General features: G+C 58.0%; 8 protein-coding genes and 2 pseudogenes. 2 read left to right on the top strand and 8 right to left on the bottom strand.

The window, feature by feature from the left end:
• Positions 1 to 476 precede the first annotated feature (476 nt).
• From NKH97_RS03425 to NKH97_RS03410, 5 genes are all read right to left on the bottom strand, one after another.
• Positions 477 to 5,000 (bottom strand): NACHT domain-containing protein, encoded by a 4,524-nt coding sequence (locus tag NKH97_RS03425; RefSeq protein ID WP_352795398.1) that lies wholly within the window; start codon positions 4,998 to 5,000, stop codon positions 477 to 479.
• A 229-nt stretch (positions 5,001 to 5,229) separates the two neighbouring features.
• The gene (locus NKH97_RS03420) at positions 5,230 to 6,462 is read right to left on the bottom strand and encodes a tetratricopeptide repeat protein (protein ID WP_352795396.1); all 1,233 of its coding nucleotides are present in this window, start codon (positions 6,460 to 6,462) and stop codon (positions 5,230 to 5,232) included.
• A 383-nt stretch (positions 6,463 to 6,845) separates the two neighbouring features.
• Complete coding sequence (locus tag NKH97_RS03415; protein ID WP_352795395.1) at positions 6,846 to 7,892, bottom strand: protein kinase domain-containing protein; 1,047 nt, start codon at positions 7,890 to 7,892, stop codon at positions 6,846 to 6,848.
• Between the two features lie 4 nt (positions 7,893 to 7,896).
• Entirely contained in the window at positions 7,897 to 8,184 is a 288-nt protein-coding gene (locus NKH97_RS33280; RefSeq protein ID WP_502897065.1) for a MarR family winged helix-turn-helix transcriptional regulator, read from the bottom strand.
• Positions 8,185 to 8,978: 794 nt separating this feature from the next.
• A complete protein-coding gene (locus NKH97_RS03410; RefSeq protein WP_352795393.1) occupies positions 8,979 to 9,614 on the bottom strand; it encodes a hypothetical protein in 636 nt (211 codons plus the stop codon).
• A 423-nt stretch (positions 9,615 to 10,037) separates the two neighbouring features.
• Between NKH97_RS03410 and NKH97_RS03405 the strand changes: the two are divergent.
• Together NKH97_RS03405 and NKH97_RS03400 are read left to right on the top strand one after the other, a co-directional pair.
• Positions 10,038 to 10,945 (top strand): annotated as a pseudogene (locus tag NKH97_RS03405) (tyrosine-type recombinase/integrase).
• 2 nt (positions 10,946 to 10,947) lie between these two features.
• Positions 10,948 to 12,139, top strand: a pseudogene (locus tag NKH97_RS03400) (IS91 family transposase).
• 682 nt (positions 12,140 to 12,821) lie between these two features.
• Here NKH97_RS03400 and NKH97_RS03395 read toward each other — a convergent pair.
• From NKH97_RS03395 to NKH97_RS03385, 3 genes are all read right to left on the bottom strand, one after another.
• Positions 12,822 to 14,447 carry a hypothetical protein gene (locus NKH97_RS03395; RefSeq protein WP_352795391.1) on the bottom strand — a complete coding sequence of 542 codons (1,626 nt, stop codon included), beginning with the start codon at positions 14,445 to 14,447 and terminating at the stop codon, positions 12,822 to 12,824.
• An 846-nt stretch (positions 14,448 to 15,293) separates the two neighbouring features.
• The gene (locus NKH97_RS03390) at positions 15,294 to 16,706 is read right to left on the bottom strand and encodes a hypothetical protein (protein ID WP_352795389.1); all 1,413 of its coding nucleotides are present in this window, start codon (positions 16,704 to 16,706) and stop codon (positions 15,294 to 15,296) included.
• On the bottom strand, positions 16,696 to 17,901 hold the full coding sequence (locus NKH97_RS03385; RefSeq protein ID WP_352795387.1) for an MFS transporter: 1,206 nt from the start codon (positions 17,899 to 17,901) through the stop codon (positions 16,696 to 16,698). Before NKH97_RS03385 ends, NKH97_RS03390 begins: the two co-directional genes overlap by 11 nt.
• Positions 17,902 to 17,928: the final 27 nt, after the last annotated feature.

The following is a 17,928-nucleotide window of genomic DNA, read 5'->3' as shown; positions in this document are numbered from 1 at the left end:
GAACGCTTCGAGTTGCGACTCTCGACTGACTTGCTTGCTCGCGTTGACGAATGGCGTCGCACTCAGCCAGATCTGCCCACTAGATCGGAAGCGTTCCGCCGATTGGTGGAGGCTGGTCTAGCTTCAAAATAGCTTACGCCTTGGTAAAAACATCTCGCTTACGAATTGGAGCGTCTCAAGGATGCTTACGCGATCGACGGGACGGTCGACTTTATTGGATTCGAAATTGCGCACCCAAACCAGTGACAAGCAGGTCTGAGAAATCTCTGGCTCCCGGACCGAACACGTTCATGACATGGGTGCAGCATCGAGCCATCCAATCACCCCTAGCGTGATTGCCGATGTGGCATTCGCTTGACGATTTACAGCCACACTGGTTGGGCGGCGCTATCCCGACCGCAGGTCACGCTGGGCGTCTGCAAACCACATTGGCTCCCCGCAGCTTCGGGGCCGCTTCCAGTCTGTCTGGCGTCAAATCAATGTCTTTCGTATGTGCCGATTTCGGTCCGCATATTGCCTATCTCGTGTGCCAAATATTTATCAAAAAGACCCAACAACTCGCGCTCACGCGCGCTCTCGCCGTCTACCGCTCGGTACAATTCGACTAGCATTCGGGGTAGATGATGAAGCGTTGTATAATGGCCGTGCCGATCATTTTTTTGCCACCCGTCAACGAGCTCCACGAGGCGGCTGATCGCCGCGAAAGTAATGTCTGGAAATCGGTCAACCCGATCTTCCAACGCACGCATGAGGCTGTCAGAGTGTTCTTCGAATGACCGCGAGGCAATGTGTGCCATCACTAGCGACGCGCGGTCGGTGCTGCCGTCCAAAATTTCGCTCCAATGCGCCTGTGACGCTTCGTGCCGCACCTCCTTGTCTTCATCGTCTAGAAGAATCGTCAGCCATGCCGCCGCCCGCTCGCCAACCCGGTCTGACGTCACGTTGCCGTTCGCCCGGTAACCGGCGACCTGGCGGCACAGCGGGTCGTCGGCAAAGCACGCGCTGAACTCTGCCGCGCTAGTATCGTCGCAGAGGGCTAACCCGGACTGCATAAGAAGGCCTAGGGTGCGCTGAGCTGGCTCGGGCGACGCGACCAGCAGCCGGCTGATCCCAGCGGCGTCAAAAAGTTCGTTGTAAGTTGCCCAGTTCAAGATGTGGTGCCCGGTATGGCACTGTAGGGCAATAGGATCCTTCTTCGCTAATCGTTCCAGCAGTCCTAAACCAAGCGCCGTGTCATGCTTGGCGATGGAATTGATCGTGTGCAGCATCATCATTCGGACCGAGGTGAGCGCTTCGGCTTCCACCTGGCGTTCGACAAGTGCGGCGACGGCTGACAGTGTGTTCGCGTCGTCCCACAAGACCGCGGCCAAGCCCTCGAATGCAGAGCCGCGCTCACCATTCATGCCGCTTGATGCGAAATCGCCGTCGCTCTCCAACAGCTCACTAACCGACTTGCGAGGCCCCTGATTGGCATTGGTGGTTTTGACCGCCGTATCCGACGCAGTGCCGAATTCCGCGCTAGTGAGCACCATTGCGAGCACTTCGGGGTCCTTTGCAGCACTAGGATACTTCTGCACCGTCCAGTTGATCGCGCGTCTGAAGTCGGCGTCTGGCCATCGCGTCGTCGCCTTTATGGCGCGTGCACTTAATGGTCCGTCCGACGCACCATCACGGACACCACCCAAGATGGATTCGGCATAGGCGGCATTGTACGTCTGCGGGATCTTTTCCAGCAGTGCTACGAAACGGGGTGGGTCTTCCTTGGCTCGAGACTGGAGCACAGATGCGAGTTGGCTCGCACCGCCAACGAAATCACGGAAGTTGTGCCTAGTGTCTTGAGAATAGCGAGCCATCGCGGAAAGCCAATGGCGGTCGGCCATCCTCGCTGCCGCTTTCTGATCGATGGGCGACCGAACCCATCCAACCCGGACACCATGGGCCTCCGGCAACGGCTTCCCCACGAACTTGCGATCAAGTTCGGCAAGCCGGGCACGCGCCCACGGGCTGAGTTGCTCGTCGCCGATAGTTTTCAAGATGGCACGTTCATTCTGGCCGGACAGCGTCAGCAGGAGACGAATGTAGCCATCGGGATCAGCAAGATCTGAACTCGCAGGACCATCCTTAACCCGTCCAAGATGCTTCTTCGCCCAATCCAGTTCGGGGTGGTGGGAGGAGACTGCCGCTTCGATGACTTGACGCTCGTTTTCCGAGAGAAATGGAAAAGCCGCCTTGGCCGCACTGGCAAAGGCCAGCCATTGATCGCCGCTATCGCCGATATCAAAGACGCCGTGGCGTGCGGTGACGGCGGGCAGACGCGTTGCCAGCGCTTGGCCATTGGCCGCGATGGCTCGCAAATGCATTAACAGTGCCGGTTCGCCAACCTGCGGCAGCATATCTAGAAAGGTAGCAACCTTGACAGGGTCCGTCCTAGCCAATGTCTCGAAAGCCTGCGTCAGCGACCAGACTGCGCCCGTATTGTGCTCCGAGAGAGGAACGCGGATAGTTGGGTAGCGGATCCGTGCGCTTTGGAGCAAGGTCTCCTCACGCCTCAAACTTTCGCCGAACCACGGCAGCATCGCGTCGAGAAGGGCTGCCGGATCCTTTTCGGCAAGCTCCTTTATCCAATGTTCGCTATCGCGGGAAGCGTGCGCTCCAAACGGATGGCTTTCGGGAAAGACAATCATCCAGCGGGCTAGCCAAAGCCCGAGTACACGCGCGCCAAGCTTCTTGTCGTTGTGCACCCAAGAGCCGAGATCGAAACTCCCATCGAAATGCTCGGGGTCCAGCTTTTCCGCTGGGTATTCGGCGATAATATCCCGATAAAGGTCTTCTAGAGGACCAATCGGGCCTTTCGGGTAAAGCCGGGCAAACCAGTCAACTAACTCCAGAAACCGTTCCTCTGAGCCACCCCACCAAGCGCGGAGGAACGACTCCACCAGGTCAGCATATTCAGCCGCATTTTCTTGCAACAGCCAAAGTCCAAACCGTTTTGCGTCGCTTCCCCGCTCTATCCATCGATTAATTAAGCCGCTCTTGAGAAGGATCGGCAACCAACCGGACCCCGAGAACACGGTGCGGGCCAGCATCTCGTTCGGATGACCGGACTCGTACCACTTCTCGACGATTGCACGTTCAGCGTTGGCCGGTTCATCGACGCTGCGAAGCCAATAGGCGACAGCGTCTTTGACAAGGAACCGAACATCTGTGGCATTCATAACTTCCGACAGATTTGTGAGGTAACGCCTGTCGATACCCTGATCACGAAGCCGCGAGAAGATTTGCCGCACCTGTGTTCGACGAAAGAGTCTCTGTTCGTCGCTCAACAGTAGGTCGTGGACACTAGTGCCAGTGCCTACAAAATGAAGGGAGAAGATGTGGTCGAAGAACGACTCGTGGGCAAACTGTAGTTTCCCTCCGACGGCCGTAATGAGTCCAGCCGATCCCAACGCATCTACACCACCGGGGTATGATGCGAGGACGCTCGCCGGAACGATCAGCTCCTGATTTTTGCTCATGCTTTGAGCCATTGCACCTAAAGCCGCGTGAGGGGTCCAGGCGATACCAGCCTGCCGGAACTCCCGCGCGCGAAACCCAAGCAACTGATCGAACAACCGGCTGCCCGACAACTCGCCTTCAACCGTCTCACCCAATTCGCTCAAGTTTGCGAACATTTGTAGGTTGATTGGCATAGCCAACATCCGCCGTTCCCGTTCCGAGAACTGGCGCGCGCCTAGCCCTAGTCGAGCGAGGATCGGCTGGACAGCCACATCCCAGTCGAGGGGCTTAAGGGTTACCGACTGTGTGTAGGGTGACCCGGCGAGTTGCTTGAGGCGGCTATCATGCTCAAGATCATACGAGCGGCAGGCAACCACGACCCGCATATGAGGGAAGAAATGACTATCGCCAATCATCTGGAAAAGCTGGTCGCGAATACGTCCCGAACGACCCGACGCCTCGCTGATAGCATCGACTTGGTCGATTACAAGCAAGGTCTCTCGGTGGCCATGCCGGTTGCCTAGCACACCAACCGGGCTCTCTTCTCGCCCGAGTAAGGCCTTGCCCACTTCTTCGATCGTTTGCGCCGACAGGAAACGATCGATGCGAAGGGCAAGCGTCGGCCAACCGAGGGCGCTACCCGCCGCAACAATCCGAGACATCGCTACACTCTTGCCGCTCCCAGCAGCGCCCGCAACGACCAGAAGTCTCGTGCTGCCGCTGACGGCCATCTTCACCGCTTCGTCGATGTCGGCCGTTTGGATAACCGCGCCCGCAATGGGCGGCGGAAGGGATTGAAGATACTCGTCAGTGGCCCTGAAAAATTTGCCGTCGAGTGTCTCGTCGAGGCGGGCCTTCCAGCCCAGATCGAGGCTGTCGATGGCAGCGCGAAACTCCGCGGTTCTCAGCGTTTGGGTGAGCTTTGTATCAAGGAAGCTCGCCAAGCGTTCGATTGCGATATTCGGGTCGGCCCTGAAGTTCAAGCCGCAGACTGCGCGCGCCTCGCGATGCAAGGAGTAGTCGGAAACGGTTTCGACGCGGCACCGGCGCAGCCAGTCATATGTAATCTCGGCGTTTTCATGCCAGACCGAGCCAAGCTGCTTTGACCCCTCGATATCTGCAGAACTCAGGGAGGCGACATAGTCCGCCGCAGTTCCTACAAGCCTGGCTTTTTCTATAAGGACTTTGAACGCCGCTGCCGGGTCGGAGGAAACGAACACACACTCATTCTGCGCATTCGCTAGCTTCCGTGCAAATGCAGCGAGCACGCCCTCACTCGCGAGCGCCTGTATTGTCCACGTTCCGTTGGCACGTCGACGCTTGCACTGATGCCAGACATTCTGGTTGGAAGTCGTAACGCGAAACTCAAAGCCGGCGGCATCTTCGTTGAACGCCTCAAGCCGAATTTCGTCGGCATAGCCTTGCAGCACACGAAGCGCTTCAATGAGCGTCCAGTGGGCCTCGTAATCGTTGCCAAGCTTATCTGCTACTCCGCCCCTGAGCATGACTCACCATATTTGCCAGAGGGGCTTTTCGCCATGCTCAATTGATTCCCTTCGCGATCGACCCCGTTGGGGCATGACATTCGGATAGCGCCGTGCCGGCAATGGATGGAACGGCCCTTTTAGCTCAAGATCGCCACCCTCGCTCAACCCTAAGGAATATGGCAACATCATCGCGTTCAGACCAAGATGTCTCATATCACAAGCGACTAGAACCGGTGCGTCATTGGCGTCAGTTCTGGAGTCTAGTGGGCGGCCATCCGGGAGTTACCCATTTGATCTGTGGACGTTGAAGAGGCGCGGGCCTTGTCGCCACCTCGATGTCTGGCGGGGTTACGTAAGTAGGAACTTGGCTTGGTTTCAAGTTGGCAGCGATCTCTACAGATCGTAAGACACCAGCCGCTTCGGAATTTGGGAACGACTTCATAGCGTCTTGAGCTTCAGACACGAGTTTCTTGGCATCTGGTAAGCCGGCAATCACAGCCTCTCGGGCAAGGTAAACCCGCGCATGCGCACTGCTAACGCGTTGACCAATCCGAATGAAGCCCTCGCTAGCCTCGTGATAAAGGGCTCTTCCCTGATCGAAATTTCCCCTTCTAAACTCGATCAGACCTTTATTAGCCGCCGTCAGCAAGGCGAGAGGTTTGTCCTCGTCAGACAACTTTAGCTTTTTGATTACTAGTTCAGCTTCGTCCAATCGCCCCAATGACGCCAAGGCGTATGCAAGACAGTTAACTAGAAGTGGCGAATTTGGTCGACGCGCCAAGCCTAACCGGGCAAGCTCCTCAGCCTTTTCAATGTTGCCGGCATGACCGGCTGCTGCTGATCCAAACTCAAAAGGCCGAATCGAAAATGGATCCACCTCGGCCCATTTCTGGCAAGCACTTGGCACTTCGCTGAATCTAGCTTCCCGATAAAGGTGGAAAGATTCTGCCTCGTACGGTTCGATAGTTGAGCGGAATCGGGAAGCCAAGACGATTTCCGCACCAAGCCTAGGGGTGGCCCACTCGGCTTGAGCAAGTGAACTGCCGGTAGGAGCAACCATGCTCTGCATAAACATGCGCTTTGCCTTCTTGCGGCTCCCGTCGAGAAGCTCTCTTGTCGCGGTAGCGCCCGCCAATTCGGTAATCTGATGTGGTGGTAAGCCGCCATCATCCAACACCCGGAGAGCATGTTTGAAGAAGCGAGGATCTCTCTCTGCAACTTCCGCGAGGGCAATCTCGGCGGCAAGTAGCCAAGGGTCAGTGCGAGTGGAGGGGCTTCTCAGAAGCAAATCGTGAGCTCGGTCTTTTTCTCCAGTGTGCAGGAAGAGTCTTGATGCTGACCGCAACACGTGTCGATTATCTGGCGCAAGATGCAATGCAACCGTCATGGATCGTTTTGCCGCCCCGGTATGCCCTTTGACAGTTTGCGCGAATGCAAGCTCGACCCAAGCTATTGGGTCGTTGGGGTTGAGCCTGGACATTCGGCGCCAGTCGGATGCACCCAGTATCGCTGTTGGCAGACGGTACTGTTCTGGGACCTCATCGTCTCGGCCTGCGCGGACCAATAGCGATGCAGCTTGTGCCTTGATGAGGGGAGTAGCGGTTGAGTTTTCGGATAAAAGGTGCCGAGCGGCTTCTAGACCCTCACGCTCCCGGCCCCCTACGATCGCTCCCTCCACGACCTCTGCCGCCCTGACGAGATTCGGAGTCAGCCTCCATCGCTCAAGCCGAGTCAGCATGTCGGCACTTGTCGACATGGGACTTTTGTCTTCTCGCTTTGGCGATCCAAGTTCGCCACTTTGGAGAGTGTCGATCAAGCTTCTCCAGCGCGGAACCAAGCGACGAGATTGCCACCCTGTGGGGTTCATGCTGCCTTCTCGATCCGGATCCTTATTGCCAGTTTCTTTGCCAAGAGGTCCAGTTGAGAGACATACCTTTCAAGCGAGTACTGACTATGTCTTCCGAGACCACGCGGGTGCCCGCGCTGGCTCAAGTTTGGATCGCAGAGTTGGCGAATAAGATCCATAACTTCTGACCTGATCCGTTCGTCGATGAGTGGCTGCAATTCTTTGAGAACGCTTGTGAAGGCGTTGCTGAGATATGGCAGTGCACCTTCATAAGTTCCATTCCAGTTATCGGGATGCTGCTGTGGATCAAGATGTGCAAGCAAACGAGCCGTCATGTTGACTCCCGAGAAAAGGAACGCGGCTAGATTTCCCAGCATATAAAGATCGCATCCAACTCTGCGTGGGATGAATTCGGGGTGTACGAAGCCATAGAGCAGTTCTGGGGGCGCATACCCGCCATCACCAGCCACCGCTAGATGATCATGTGGCGCCGGACGCCCGCGACGAGAAGAACGCCCGAAATCCGCGACCTTGAACACGGGTCCTGCATAGGTGAGAACATTCGACGGCTTAGCATCTTGGTGCGCAATCATTTCACGATGAACCTGCCATAGGCCGAGACTTATGTCCCGCAACGCCGCCACGCACCAAACCGCGTCGAACGCCTTTTTTACGTCCATCTGAACGCGGACATCTCCAGCAGCCATCTCGAAAATGAGATAAAAGACACGACCCTCCATCGCGCCCATATCCGGCACCTGAACGCTGCCGTGATCAATTGCCAGCACAACGTTAGACAATCCTCGATCTCCGCAATGCGCCAAGACCTCCCGCTCGTAGTTGTAAGCGGATGTCAGTATTTGGATGGCCTCCGACGTGTCGACTCCCGCCTCGAAGGCCTGCCAAAAATCGAAGGCTTTGAGGAAGCCCTCTTTTCCGTCTTTCTCAACGACATAGCTCTGTGAGAAAGTGCCTCCCGTACCGTTAGGATTTCGAGCAAGATGACGTACCACCTTCCATCCATTCGGAAGGTCCAGGCTCTGAAGTTTGTCGGCAGCGCTCACAACATCATTCCTTTCCGTCATCGTCTAGTACCTCACTGATTCTCGAAACCATCGCCTGGCCCTTTGGAGTTAAGTAAAGCGCTCGCTTTCGCGGTTCGTCTGGATTGACCTCTTGTAGAATCAGAGGGGACTTTGGCTCCCCCCCGATGGCGCTTTGGTATCGAGCGAGAAGGATCGACGAATATCGGCTAGCCGACTGCTGAGGGACGCCGATCCGATCGGCCAGCTCATTCACCGAAATGCCTGGCTCGATCGCAACTGTCAGCAGGGCCGAAAGCGTCGGCAGGGTCATATCCTCTCCGACCTGCAGTAGGGCAGAGCGAAGTGCCTTGATAGTCTGGCGCTGCTTTTCCGAGATATCCGGCATAACTTCCTTTAGCGTATAAACTCAATAATGGGTATATACGCGCTTGCGGAAAGAAGATCAAGCCCATTCATATCAATCTGATCGGCAATATACCCCCTGCCGCCTGGTCCAGGACCGCATATCGTGCTCGAGCATTCAAGCACTATATCCCGGCAGGAGTCCTGAACTGATTTGGAGTTGGGCACCTATGGCTGCCCCGGATCTCCTCGATGGAGAAGGTCTTGGAAGACATTTCGTCCTCAATCAGGGACGAACGTCAACTATCAGAGGCATAGGCTCGGGGGTTGCCCCAAAGCTAGTCCGACCTCTGATTGTTTTGACGATCCCGCAGAACGGCGTCGCATGGCCAAATATAAGGCAGAAGTCGACCGAGACTTCGGTTTGATCTGCCTCGGTACCGATTGGTCTCATCCCTTGCTGTGGGGACATTACGCCGAAAAGCACCAGGGGCTTGTCTAGGTTTCGACATCCTGCAGCCAGCCGACTTCGAACCAGTTGAGTATGTAGACGAAAGACCCGCACTGAAGGAATTTGGCATAACGTCCTTCGACCAGCTTGACGAAGGATCGCTAAAGAGACTTCTTCATGTGAAATTCAAGGCTTGGGAATACGAACGCGAATATCGAACGTTCATCGACCTACGGGCCGCCGAGCACGAACCAGGATCTGACCTCTACTTCGTTCCGTTTTATCCTACGATGCCCTGCACTTTCCCATTCCTACTCTTGTGGAAAAGCATCGGCGTCAAGCTCGAAAATGCGATGCACGTTCCCCAGCATACGCATCTTTGCCGCGATCTTCGCGTCGCGCGGGAAAGGAACTTGCTCGTCTCTATACGAGCCTGGTTCTTTTGCCGAAATCCTGCGCAGCAGGAGTAGATCAATGCGTGCAAATCGAGGTCGGCCGCCACGGTGCTCCCATCCGTTGATTTGGATCGGGAATTCCCCCCCTTCTGATACGCCGTCAATGGTCTCGACTTGCCAGATTCCTATGTCGCCATCCATGTGCTCTGGTCGCGTCTTCGTGGAAGCAGAGATTCCGGTCACAAAAACGGCTCTGCGATTCCAGTTCACAATGCGGACCACCAATCGGTTTTCTTCTTGAAGATGCTCGACCACGTCGAGAGTGGGATCATCGTCCCCTATGATGAAGCGTGTTTGCTTTCGCGCTTCCTGCCATTGGCGGATCAAATAAGGGATGCTGGCCGCGGCCGCAGCAAATGCAAACCAGCCGCTCAGTGCACCTATCCATTCTCGCGCGCATGCTATCATCGTCTCATTCGGCGCAGCCGGACAAAATGAGGGCCACAGCCGGTGAGCGACGAATGTTGCCACCGCTATCGCTGCAAAAGCCATCGGCGGTCGCCACCCCACGTCTTTGCTCTCCTGCCCCATGAGCCAACGCTTAACATGGCACAGGGTGACCTGTGAACAACGCGAACCATCTGGCAACCGAGCCGCCGAGCCCGCGCCGGCCGCCTTCAACCTTCGCGGCTTCGTGTTCGCCCGGCCCTTCCGCAAGACTTCGCGCCTGTGCTCCTCCGCGGGATCTGGCCCTGCCGGCAAGGCCAGCATGATGTCGGGACCTGCGAAGATCAGCAGCAGCGCGCTCGTCGTCGCGGACTTCTCCAGAATGGTCGCAATGGGCCGATGAACGAACCCGCTGCGCGGGAGGGGCGCCTGCGGTTGAGGTAGATCAAGAACCGGTCGTCGCGCCTGCGTTGAGCGGGGTTCGGCAGCGGCAGAGCATCACAGGCTTCTTCAACAAGGAGCCTGACCATGCCTCATCCAGTTCTCGAAGCTTCGATCAGCCCGTTGCGCCAGCGGCTGATCGACGACATGAACATGCGGCGTTTCTCACGCGAGACGCAACGCAACTATCTCCGCGATATCGGACGCCTGGCGACATTCCTCGGGCGTTCACCAGACACAGCGGCCGCCGACGACCTACGTCGGTTCCAGATCGACCAGCAGGAAGACGGCGTTCCGTGCCGACGATGAACAGCATCGTGTCGGCGCTACGCTTCTTCTTCACGCATACGGTCGATCGTCCCGATCTGGCGCGCCGGCTCGTCCGGCTGGCGCATCCGCGCAACCTGCCCGTGGTGCTCAGTCGCGACGAGGTCGCCCGGCTGCTCAACGCCACCACCTGCCTTAAGCACCAGGCCGCACTGTCGGTTGCCTATGGCGCGGGCCTGCGCGTTGCGGAGGTGTCGACGCTGAAGGTCGGCGACGTCGACAGCGAGCGCATGCTGCTGCGCGTGGAACGTGGCAAGGGCGGTCGGTATCGCAACGCCATGCTCTCGGAGGACCTGCTCACTCTCTTGCGGCAATGGTGGAGGGTGGGGCGGCAGCAGGGCGTAATGCATCGCGACGGCTGGCTGTTTCCCGGACAGCACGCGATGAAGCCGATCAGCACGCGGCAGCTCTATCGCGTGGTCGTTGAGGCAGCGCAGGCCGCCGACATCGCCAAGCGGGTCGGGCCGCACACGCTGCGCCACAGCTTCGCCACCCACCTGCTGGAGGACGGCACCGACATCCGGATCATCCAGGTCCTGCTCGGGCACGCCAAGCTAAATAGCACCGCCTTCGACACCAAGGTTGCAACCCGCACGGTGCGCACCGTCACGAGCCCGCTCGACAAGCTCGGCCTGTTCAAGCCGGGAGAGATCTCGCCCGACGGCTGAGCGTGCGCGCCTCGATCGAGGTTGCCGACATCTTCCGTGCTGCCGGGCCACCCTACCGCGCCGCCCATGCAGGTCATCTGAGCCTCGCCCAGCTCAAGGTCATGTCTGCGATCGAGCAATGTCGCACCGCCGCCCTCGGCGGGCATGTCGAAGCCTGCGAGGACTGTGGCCAATGGCGCATCGCCTACAATTCCTGCCGCAACCGGCATTGTCCCAAGTGCCAGGGCGCGGCCGCGCGGACATGGCTCGCCGAGCGCGAAGCCGACCTGCTGCCTGTCGGCTACTTCCACGTCGTGTTCACGCTGCCCGCCGAGGTCGCCGGTATCGCGTTCCACAACAAGGCGCTGGTCTACGACCTGCTGTTCAAGGTTGCGTCGGAGACGATGCTGACGATCGCGGCAGATCCCAGGCACCTCGGCGCGCGCATCAGAATCACCGCTGTGCTCCACACATGGGGCTCGGCGCTGACCCACCATCCGCACGTCCACATGATCGTGCCGGGCGGCGGCATCGCGCCGGACGGAAGCCGCTGGGTCTCGTCGCGTCCGGCCTTCCTGCTCCCGGCACGCGTGCTCGGCAAGCTGTTTCGTCGGTTGTTCCTCAACAGGCTGATCGCGCTGCACGAGGCGGACCGGCTCAGCTTCTTCGGATCGATGGCGCATCTCGTCGAGCGCCAGGCATTCCTGCGCCACCTGTCACCAGCCCGGAAGAAGCGCTGGGTGGTCTACGCCAAGGCGCCCTTCGCCGGCCCGGCAGCGGTGCTCGCCTATCTGTCGCGCTACACCCACCGGGTCGCGATCTCGAACAGTCGCCTGATCGACTTCGACGAGAGCGGCGTCACCTTCCGCTACAAGGACTACCGCCGCGACGGCGCCGATCGCCAGCAGGTCATGACCCTCGCGACCGACGAGTTCATTCGCCGCTTCCTGCTTCATGTTGCCACGCGGCTTCCATCGCATCCGGCACTACGGCTTGCTCGCCGGTTCCGCTCGAAAGGCCAGCCTCGCGCTGGCGCGCGAACTGCTGGGCGTCGCCGCGTCGCCCGACCCCGGCGACCCCGACGAACCGGACGACTTTCACCCGCCATGCCCCTGCTGTGGCGGACGCATGATTGTCATCGAGATGTTCGAACGGTGGAAGCAACCGCGTGGACCGCCGGATGCCCCGACGACAAACCGGGAGAAGTGTCCATGACCCGGCATGGCATCATCCAGCGTTCAGCCGCAGGCACCCAGCCTCCGGCAACGGACCCACGCATGTCATTTGTGCTCATCGATGTCGACAGGGCCGCAACCAGCCGCGTGCCGGCCGGCAATACCGCGCGGAGGCGCAACGACGAGGCCTATCCGCATCCATCCCGGCGCTTGCCGGCGGCGGTCACGCCATCCCTGACATCAGCCGAAATCAAAAATCCCCATAGCTATCGACTGTGGCCCACGGGTTCCTTCCTCGGGGACTTTCGTACGCCTGCCGGCGCCCGAAACTCTTCACGGAAGCGAACGGGCAGTTTTCAAGAACCGCCCTGCGAAAGCAGACGTTTAGGTCGGCCGGTGTGATGTCTGGGTCTGGCCCGAACCGACGCTCGTCCACGGCGCAAACGGCCGCGCCTCATTACGGATATTTCGGGCAAGCGACACCTGGAGTCTGGTTTCTACCGATAGTGTTGAAAAAGTCCGGCGCACCGCAAAGTCGCCACCGATATTAGAATCCAGGTCCACCCGGGCGCATTGCATGGAATCAGGATTCAATTTTTGGGTCTCCGCGGAACGCCATACTACGAAAGTGCCACGGGCGACCGCGACGCGGACTTTTTCAACACTATCTACCCACAGCGGACACAAGAACTCGCGACGTTCGGGGAGAGGAAGCTTCGCATTTAGTAATTCTTCAATGACGCAGGACATGTAGTAAGTTCATTTACCTGCTTTCGTGTAATGTTCGGTGTGTTTATAGTCAATTTTTTTCTCTGAAGATTTAATACGGATATTTGGCCAGGTTTATTCGCCGATTTCGTTCCAATGTACTTTATATCTACGCCCGCACTCATCAGTGAAAGTGCTACCTTTTTTAGATCTGCAATGCGCGTATTTGGTCCGCAGATCAAGGCATTTGACAAAGTTTTCGCATGTTCTGGACCGACATAGTCAAGTTTAGTGTACTCGATCGAATTCTTCTCAAAGGCGTCTATTACTCTCTTTCTATCGGCAGGCTTTTCGTAGTAGGCGACTAGCTTATCACCAGTGTCCGGCCTTGCATCCTCTCCCGGCGGCTGGGAACCCGCGGCTTCGGTAGCCGCGTCGCCGTAGGTAACCGTAGAAACAAACGGAGGGTCGTCTCCGACATAGGTGAGCACTACAGTAGGCTTTTCCTTCTTGATGTGTTGTTCCTTGCCTAGCGTCCAGGTCAGAACCCACTTGTTGTCCAAAATGGGTATTGCCTCCGTTTTAGGGAGTTTTGAGGTTTGCGCGATGATGGCATTCACCTGGCCCTCCACCGACTGCGGGTCAAACTGACTCCACTTTCCTATGTAGTTGTCGGGGTCAATCTGGCTGGTATCGATCCTTGGCTTGCCCGTTTTTTCATCATTTAGGATCTTACCTTGAGCATCCCGTGCCCATGTTGTGTTCGACAAGCAGTCGACGTCGCGAGCCGAAATACATTGGACAGTGTCATATGCGTCCTTGGCTTCCGGAGAAAACGCCTTCAGCTTGTCAGTTCCCCCTTGGACGAGTACGGCGCCCGCTGACTTCAGGAATCCGTCTTTAATCGCTTGCTCGTCACCGCCTGCAGCGGCAACTGCGACACCGCCCGCGGCGCCGGCCATGGCAGCCTTCTTAATGATCTCGCCGGTGGTACCGGTCGGCATCTGCCCGATTGATGAGCCAGTCTGCGAGGTTACTGCAGCCAACAGTCCGGCGCGTAGTGCCATGTCAGCGTTGCCCGTTTGGCGATAGGTCGACCAGGCGGCATATGCGGCGGCACCGGCGGGCCCGCCATAAGCGGTTGCCGCCGCCGCTGCAGCGGCATTGATCACCTTGCTCTCCTGCGTTGCTTTAGCGAAGTTCTCTTCGCCGGACTTGAGTGGCTCCGTACCGAGTCCCCACATGGCGTCGACAACTTTTCCGTCTTGCACTCGCTTAACGGCACTGTTTGCGGCATCGACATCAGCCTTGGCTTGATGTTCTACAAAGTGGCCCACCGCCTTGCCGGCATCAACAGCATCATCAAAACTGCGCTTTCCCTGCTCACCGACGTCGCGCCACGCCTTGACATAAGTCGCGGCCGCGTCGCCTGCTGCTTTGTAGGTCGTGGTGATAGCATCCTTGCCGGCCTGTTGAACCGTCGCAAAGACGTCCCCATTGGCTTGCTGCAATGTCCGGACCGTGTCGCCGGCAGCTTTTTGGATGGTCGTCAGCGTGTCGCCTCCGAGCTGCTGGACTGTGCGCGTTGCGTCCTCGCCGAGCTCGTCGACTTTCTCTTGGATCGACGGAGGCAACGGCACTGGCGAATCCGGAACCAGCGAGCCAGGCTTCGTGGTGCCAGGAATGGGGACCGGGATAACGCAGCCGATTCGCGGCACGCATCCGCAGGCGCCAAAGACGCAATGTTCGTCGTTACAGTCCGGACAACTAGCAGCCGCTGGCGTTGCGAATAACACCGGCAGGAGAGTGACGAACACGATCCAAGAGCGGCAAGCAGACCACATAAGCGATCTCCCTATTTACCATTTGCGCTTGAGCATACGGTGTTAACGGCTTGGAAATTCTATAATGTCCTGAAAGATATCCAAGTGCAATAGAGGCACAATTTTATCACCTGCGCTTGAATCGGGATCTCTGTAAATTCCGCGTGGTCCCGAGATGCACCCCAGTCGAATAGAGAGATGGGTAAAATTGGGGAAGGCGCAGACGCTCGCCCGGTTTATTATAGATCTCCTGCTAGTGCGCCTAGAGGTCCATTTCGCTAGATCTGCGGTTGGAGGCGTTATGCGAACGTGACAGGCTGTCTGCTCTAGCTCCTGCGCCCGGAGCATGGATCATTCTGGCAACAAACCGGTCCGGGCGGTAGACGCCTCATTGACGGCTCGCGCCTTGTACAGCCGTACCGACGCCTTCGATCGGACACGCCAACAGGGGTCATGTGTTAGGCTAGGGCGGTGGCGTTGCGATAGCGAATGGCTGCGATCGGCGCGGAAACGATTGCTTGTGGCGCAACCGCGACCTCCAGCGTGGTCGCCAACAATGTCTGCTTTCAGGCAGTGGCAACAGTCACCTCAATGGCCGACTTGAGGCGCGAAGTAGCCATTCGCAACCGGCGTACCCCCAACTGCTAGATCGCATAAAACATTTCAGGAAAAAGCCCATTCCTCATCGGCTGGCGTGACCAACCCCTGCCGCAGCCGGCTGTGAAGTTCATGCCACGACGGGTCAGTCACGAAGCCTTTCATGCTTCCACATGCCTCGGCGAAGGAAATGTCGCCCAAGCGGTCGATAAGATCACTCATCGCGCCGTTCCTGCCATTTAGGAACAGCTCAAGCGGATCACCATCACACTCGATTACCCGATGTCCCCAAGCGCCCGGTACGTCGTCGGCTGCGAGAGCCTGCCGCAGGTCGACATCCACGCCTGCGGCCTCGAGCGCCCGGCAGACGACATAGCGCATCAGGGGGTAGTAGATCGGCTGATAGCTGCCTCCAAGCGCGCGCACGCCGGGTAGGATCGACGAAACCAGAAACATCAGCAGGAGATTCGGGACAAGGCTGCGGTTTGCCAGCCGCTCGAGAATGTCGGGGGCTGTGAAGCACGCCACCTTTATACCGGTCGCCGGATCGATGAGTTCTCCGGCGACCAGACGCAGCGGAAGGCGTTTGCCATTTTCATAGAGCCAGAAGAAATCGGTACCGCGCGCGAGCCAGCCACTCCAGGGGCCGGACGCGAGCCGGTCGAGGCCGGCAAGGATATTGGAAGCGAACTTCGGGTCTTCTAGAAGTCTCATGCGTAGCCAGGAATCTGCGTCGGACAGATGGTCCGCCACCAGGTCGGCAATATCCTCGTCGTCGATCTGCAGGAATGCAAAGCGGCCTCCGAACATTTTTGGCCAAAGGATGAGATTGGCTGCCTTGATGGCGTGCGCGGGCCGCTCGAATTGCGTCTTCGGCAGAAGGCTACGAAGCAGCGTGAGCGCGTCTCCCGCAGTGTTTGGCTCCGTCGGCAACAACTCGAACCTATAGGGTCCCGGCCCGGCTAGCAGGCTGTATCCGATCATCCGGCTTCGGCTCAGGCCAAAGACGTTGATCGGCTTCCCGTCGACAGTGAGCCAGCCTGGCCCCTTGCGTGGCTTTTCAACGAGATTCACCGTCGAAACGGCGTAGGAAACGTAGGTCGAACAGCCATGTGCCGAGAGACCAAGGAGGCTGAAGATATGCGTGTAATAGGCTTCCGGTTCCATGAGGAGAAGCAAATGGGGGCCTGTCTGCAACACACGGCGCCTTTCGAAATCCCTGCAGATTTCCAAGGCGGTATCGGCAGACAACCCGTTTCGTGTCGCTGCCTTCCTGATGATGTCAAGCAGTTTGGTGAAGGCTCGGAGCCGGATTTCTGGCATGGGAACCGAAGCCGGCGCCGTAAACAGGCGAGACGCATAATCGCGGATCGGCCGGGAATGGTATGGGCTCATCCAGGGGTAGAGTGCCGTCAGCGACCCCAGGACTGCCTGTTTCGCATCTACGCCCGCTGTTAGCTCTTCCACCTCACGTTTCACCTTTTTCTTGTGTCTGAATTACACCGACGCTCAACCACAAAATACTGAAGAGGAGCGCCACGCCAAAGCTGAAGAAAATCGTCGAAGGAAGCGCTCGATCTCCTACTGCGGCGGCGATGCCGAAGACGAGTAATCCGAGCACTACGGCCACACTATGCATAATGCCTTTTGCCCGGCCCAACAGATAAACCGATACACACGACTGCAATGTGACTTCAACGCTGACGCGTCCAAGATTGTATAGAAATCCGAGGGCGGCAAAAAGGATCACTGTCCAAGGCGTGGGCAGAGATGTCAGCGCCATGAGGCCCAGCGCCGTTAAGCTCAAAAGCATGAGATGCCGCGCGTGGCTACTCATCGCTCTTTCAATTCGGAATAGAGAGACCGCGCCGATCAGTGAGCCCGCCGACCATGCAGCCTCGAGGTAGCCGAAATCCACGGCAGTACCCTTCTGCTCCTGGAAGACGAAGCTAGATCCCATGACGCTGACAAGCACCGCGCTTGTATAGAGAAGTGCGTAGACGACAATGAGACGCCGCAGGCTCAGATCGATTTGGGCTGCCGAGATTTTGGCGATGCGGACATCGCGCGAAACCGGTTCCAGCCGCATCATGGCTAGGCAGCCCGCTGAAAACAGGAAGAAGGCAGCAAGAACGGTGAATGGCAGGGCTGGGGAGCGCTCATGCAGCAAAGGCCCTGCAAGCAGAGCAGCGCCGAGGTTGCCGAACTGCATGACGAAGAAGACGGCGGAATTCGTGGCTACAAGATCGCGGCCGTCAGCTATCACGGGGATCATTGATTGAGAGCTCGTTAGCGCGACACGGTCGCAAAACGAAAAGAGGGCCGCTGACAGGCAGATGATCAGAAACACGTCCATGTAGAGGAGCGCGCAAGCGGTAGCCAGCACAACGAGGAAGCGGCTGAGGTCTGCCGCAACGTTCAAGCATCGCCTGTCAAATCGATCCGCCGCTACGCCGGCCACAGGGCTCGCGATGAATTCGACAACGCTGACGATCGCAAGGAACGTCGCCACGCCGGCAGTTCCGTATCCACGCTCGAGGAGAATCCAGGCGGAGGCGATGTAGTAGCTGTTTCGGGCAACAGCCGCCGATAGCGTGCTGGCCAGGAATCCGAGGCAGGGATCGGACAGGCCGGCCCGTCCTTTGGCATGATGATTTCGAAGCAGGTTTGACATGAGCGGCGTATCCGGGCTGACCGCCGA

Origin of the sequence: Mesorhizobium sp. M0870 (assembly GCF_040319775.1) — a bacterium.
GTDB lineage: Bacteria > Pseudomonadota > Alphaproteobacteria > Rhizobiales > Rhizobiaceae > Mesorhizobium.
Note: the sequence above shows the minus strand (reverse complement) of the source record. Positions and strands in the feature narration are given on the sequence as shown.

What these genes read in the sequence shown, in the direction of transcription:
- NKH97_RS03425 (WP_352795398.1), bottom strand. Translation starts at nt 5,000, where the DNA reads ATGCTCAGGGGCGGAGTAGCAGATAAGCTTGGCAACGATTACGAGGCC.
- NKH97_RS33280 (WP_502897065.1), bottom strand. Translation starts at nt 8,184, where the DNA reads ATGACCCTGCCGACGCTTTCGGCCCTGCTGACAGTTGCGATCGAGCCA.
- NKH97_RS03420 (WP_352795396.1), bottom strand. Translation starts at nt 6,462, where the DNA reads ATGTCCAGGCTCAACCCCAACGACCCAATAGCTTGGGTCGAGCTTGCA.
- NKH97_RS03410 (WP_352795393.1), bottom strand. Translation starts at nt 9,614, where the DNA reads ATGGCTTTTGCAGCGATAGCGGTGGCAACATTCGTCGCTCACCGGCTG.
- NKH97_RS03385 (WP_352795387.1), bottom strand. Translation starts at nt 17,901, where the DNA reads ATGTCAAACCTGCTTCGAAATCATCATGCCAAAGGACGGGCCGGCCTG.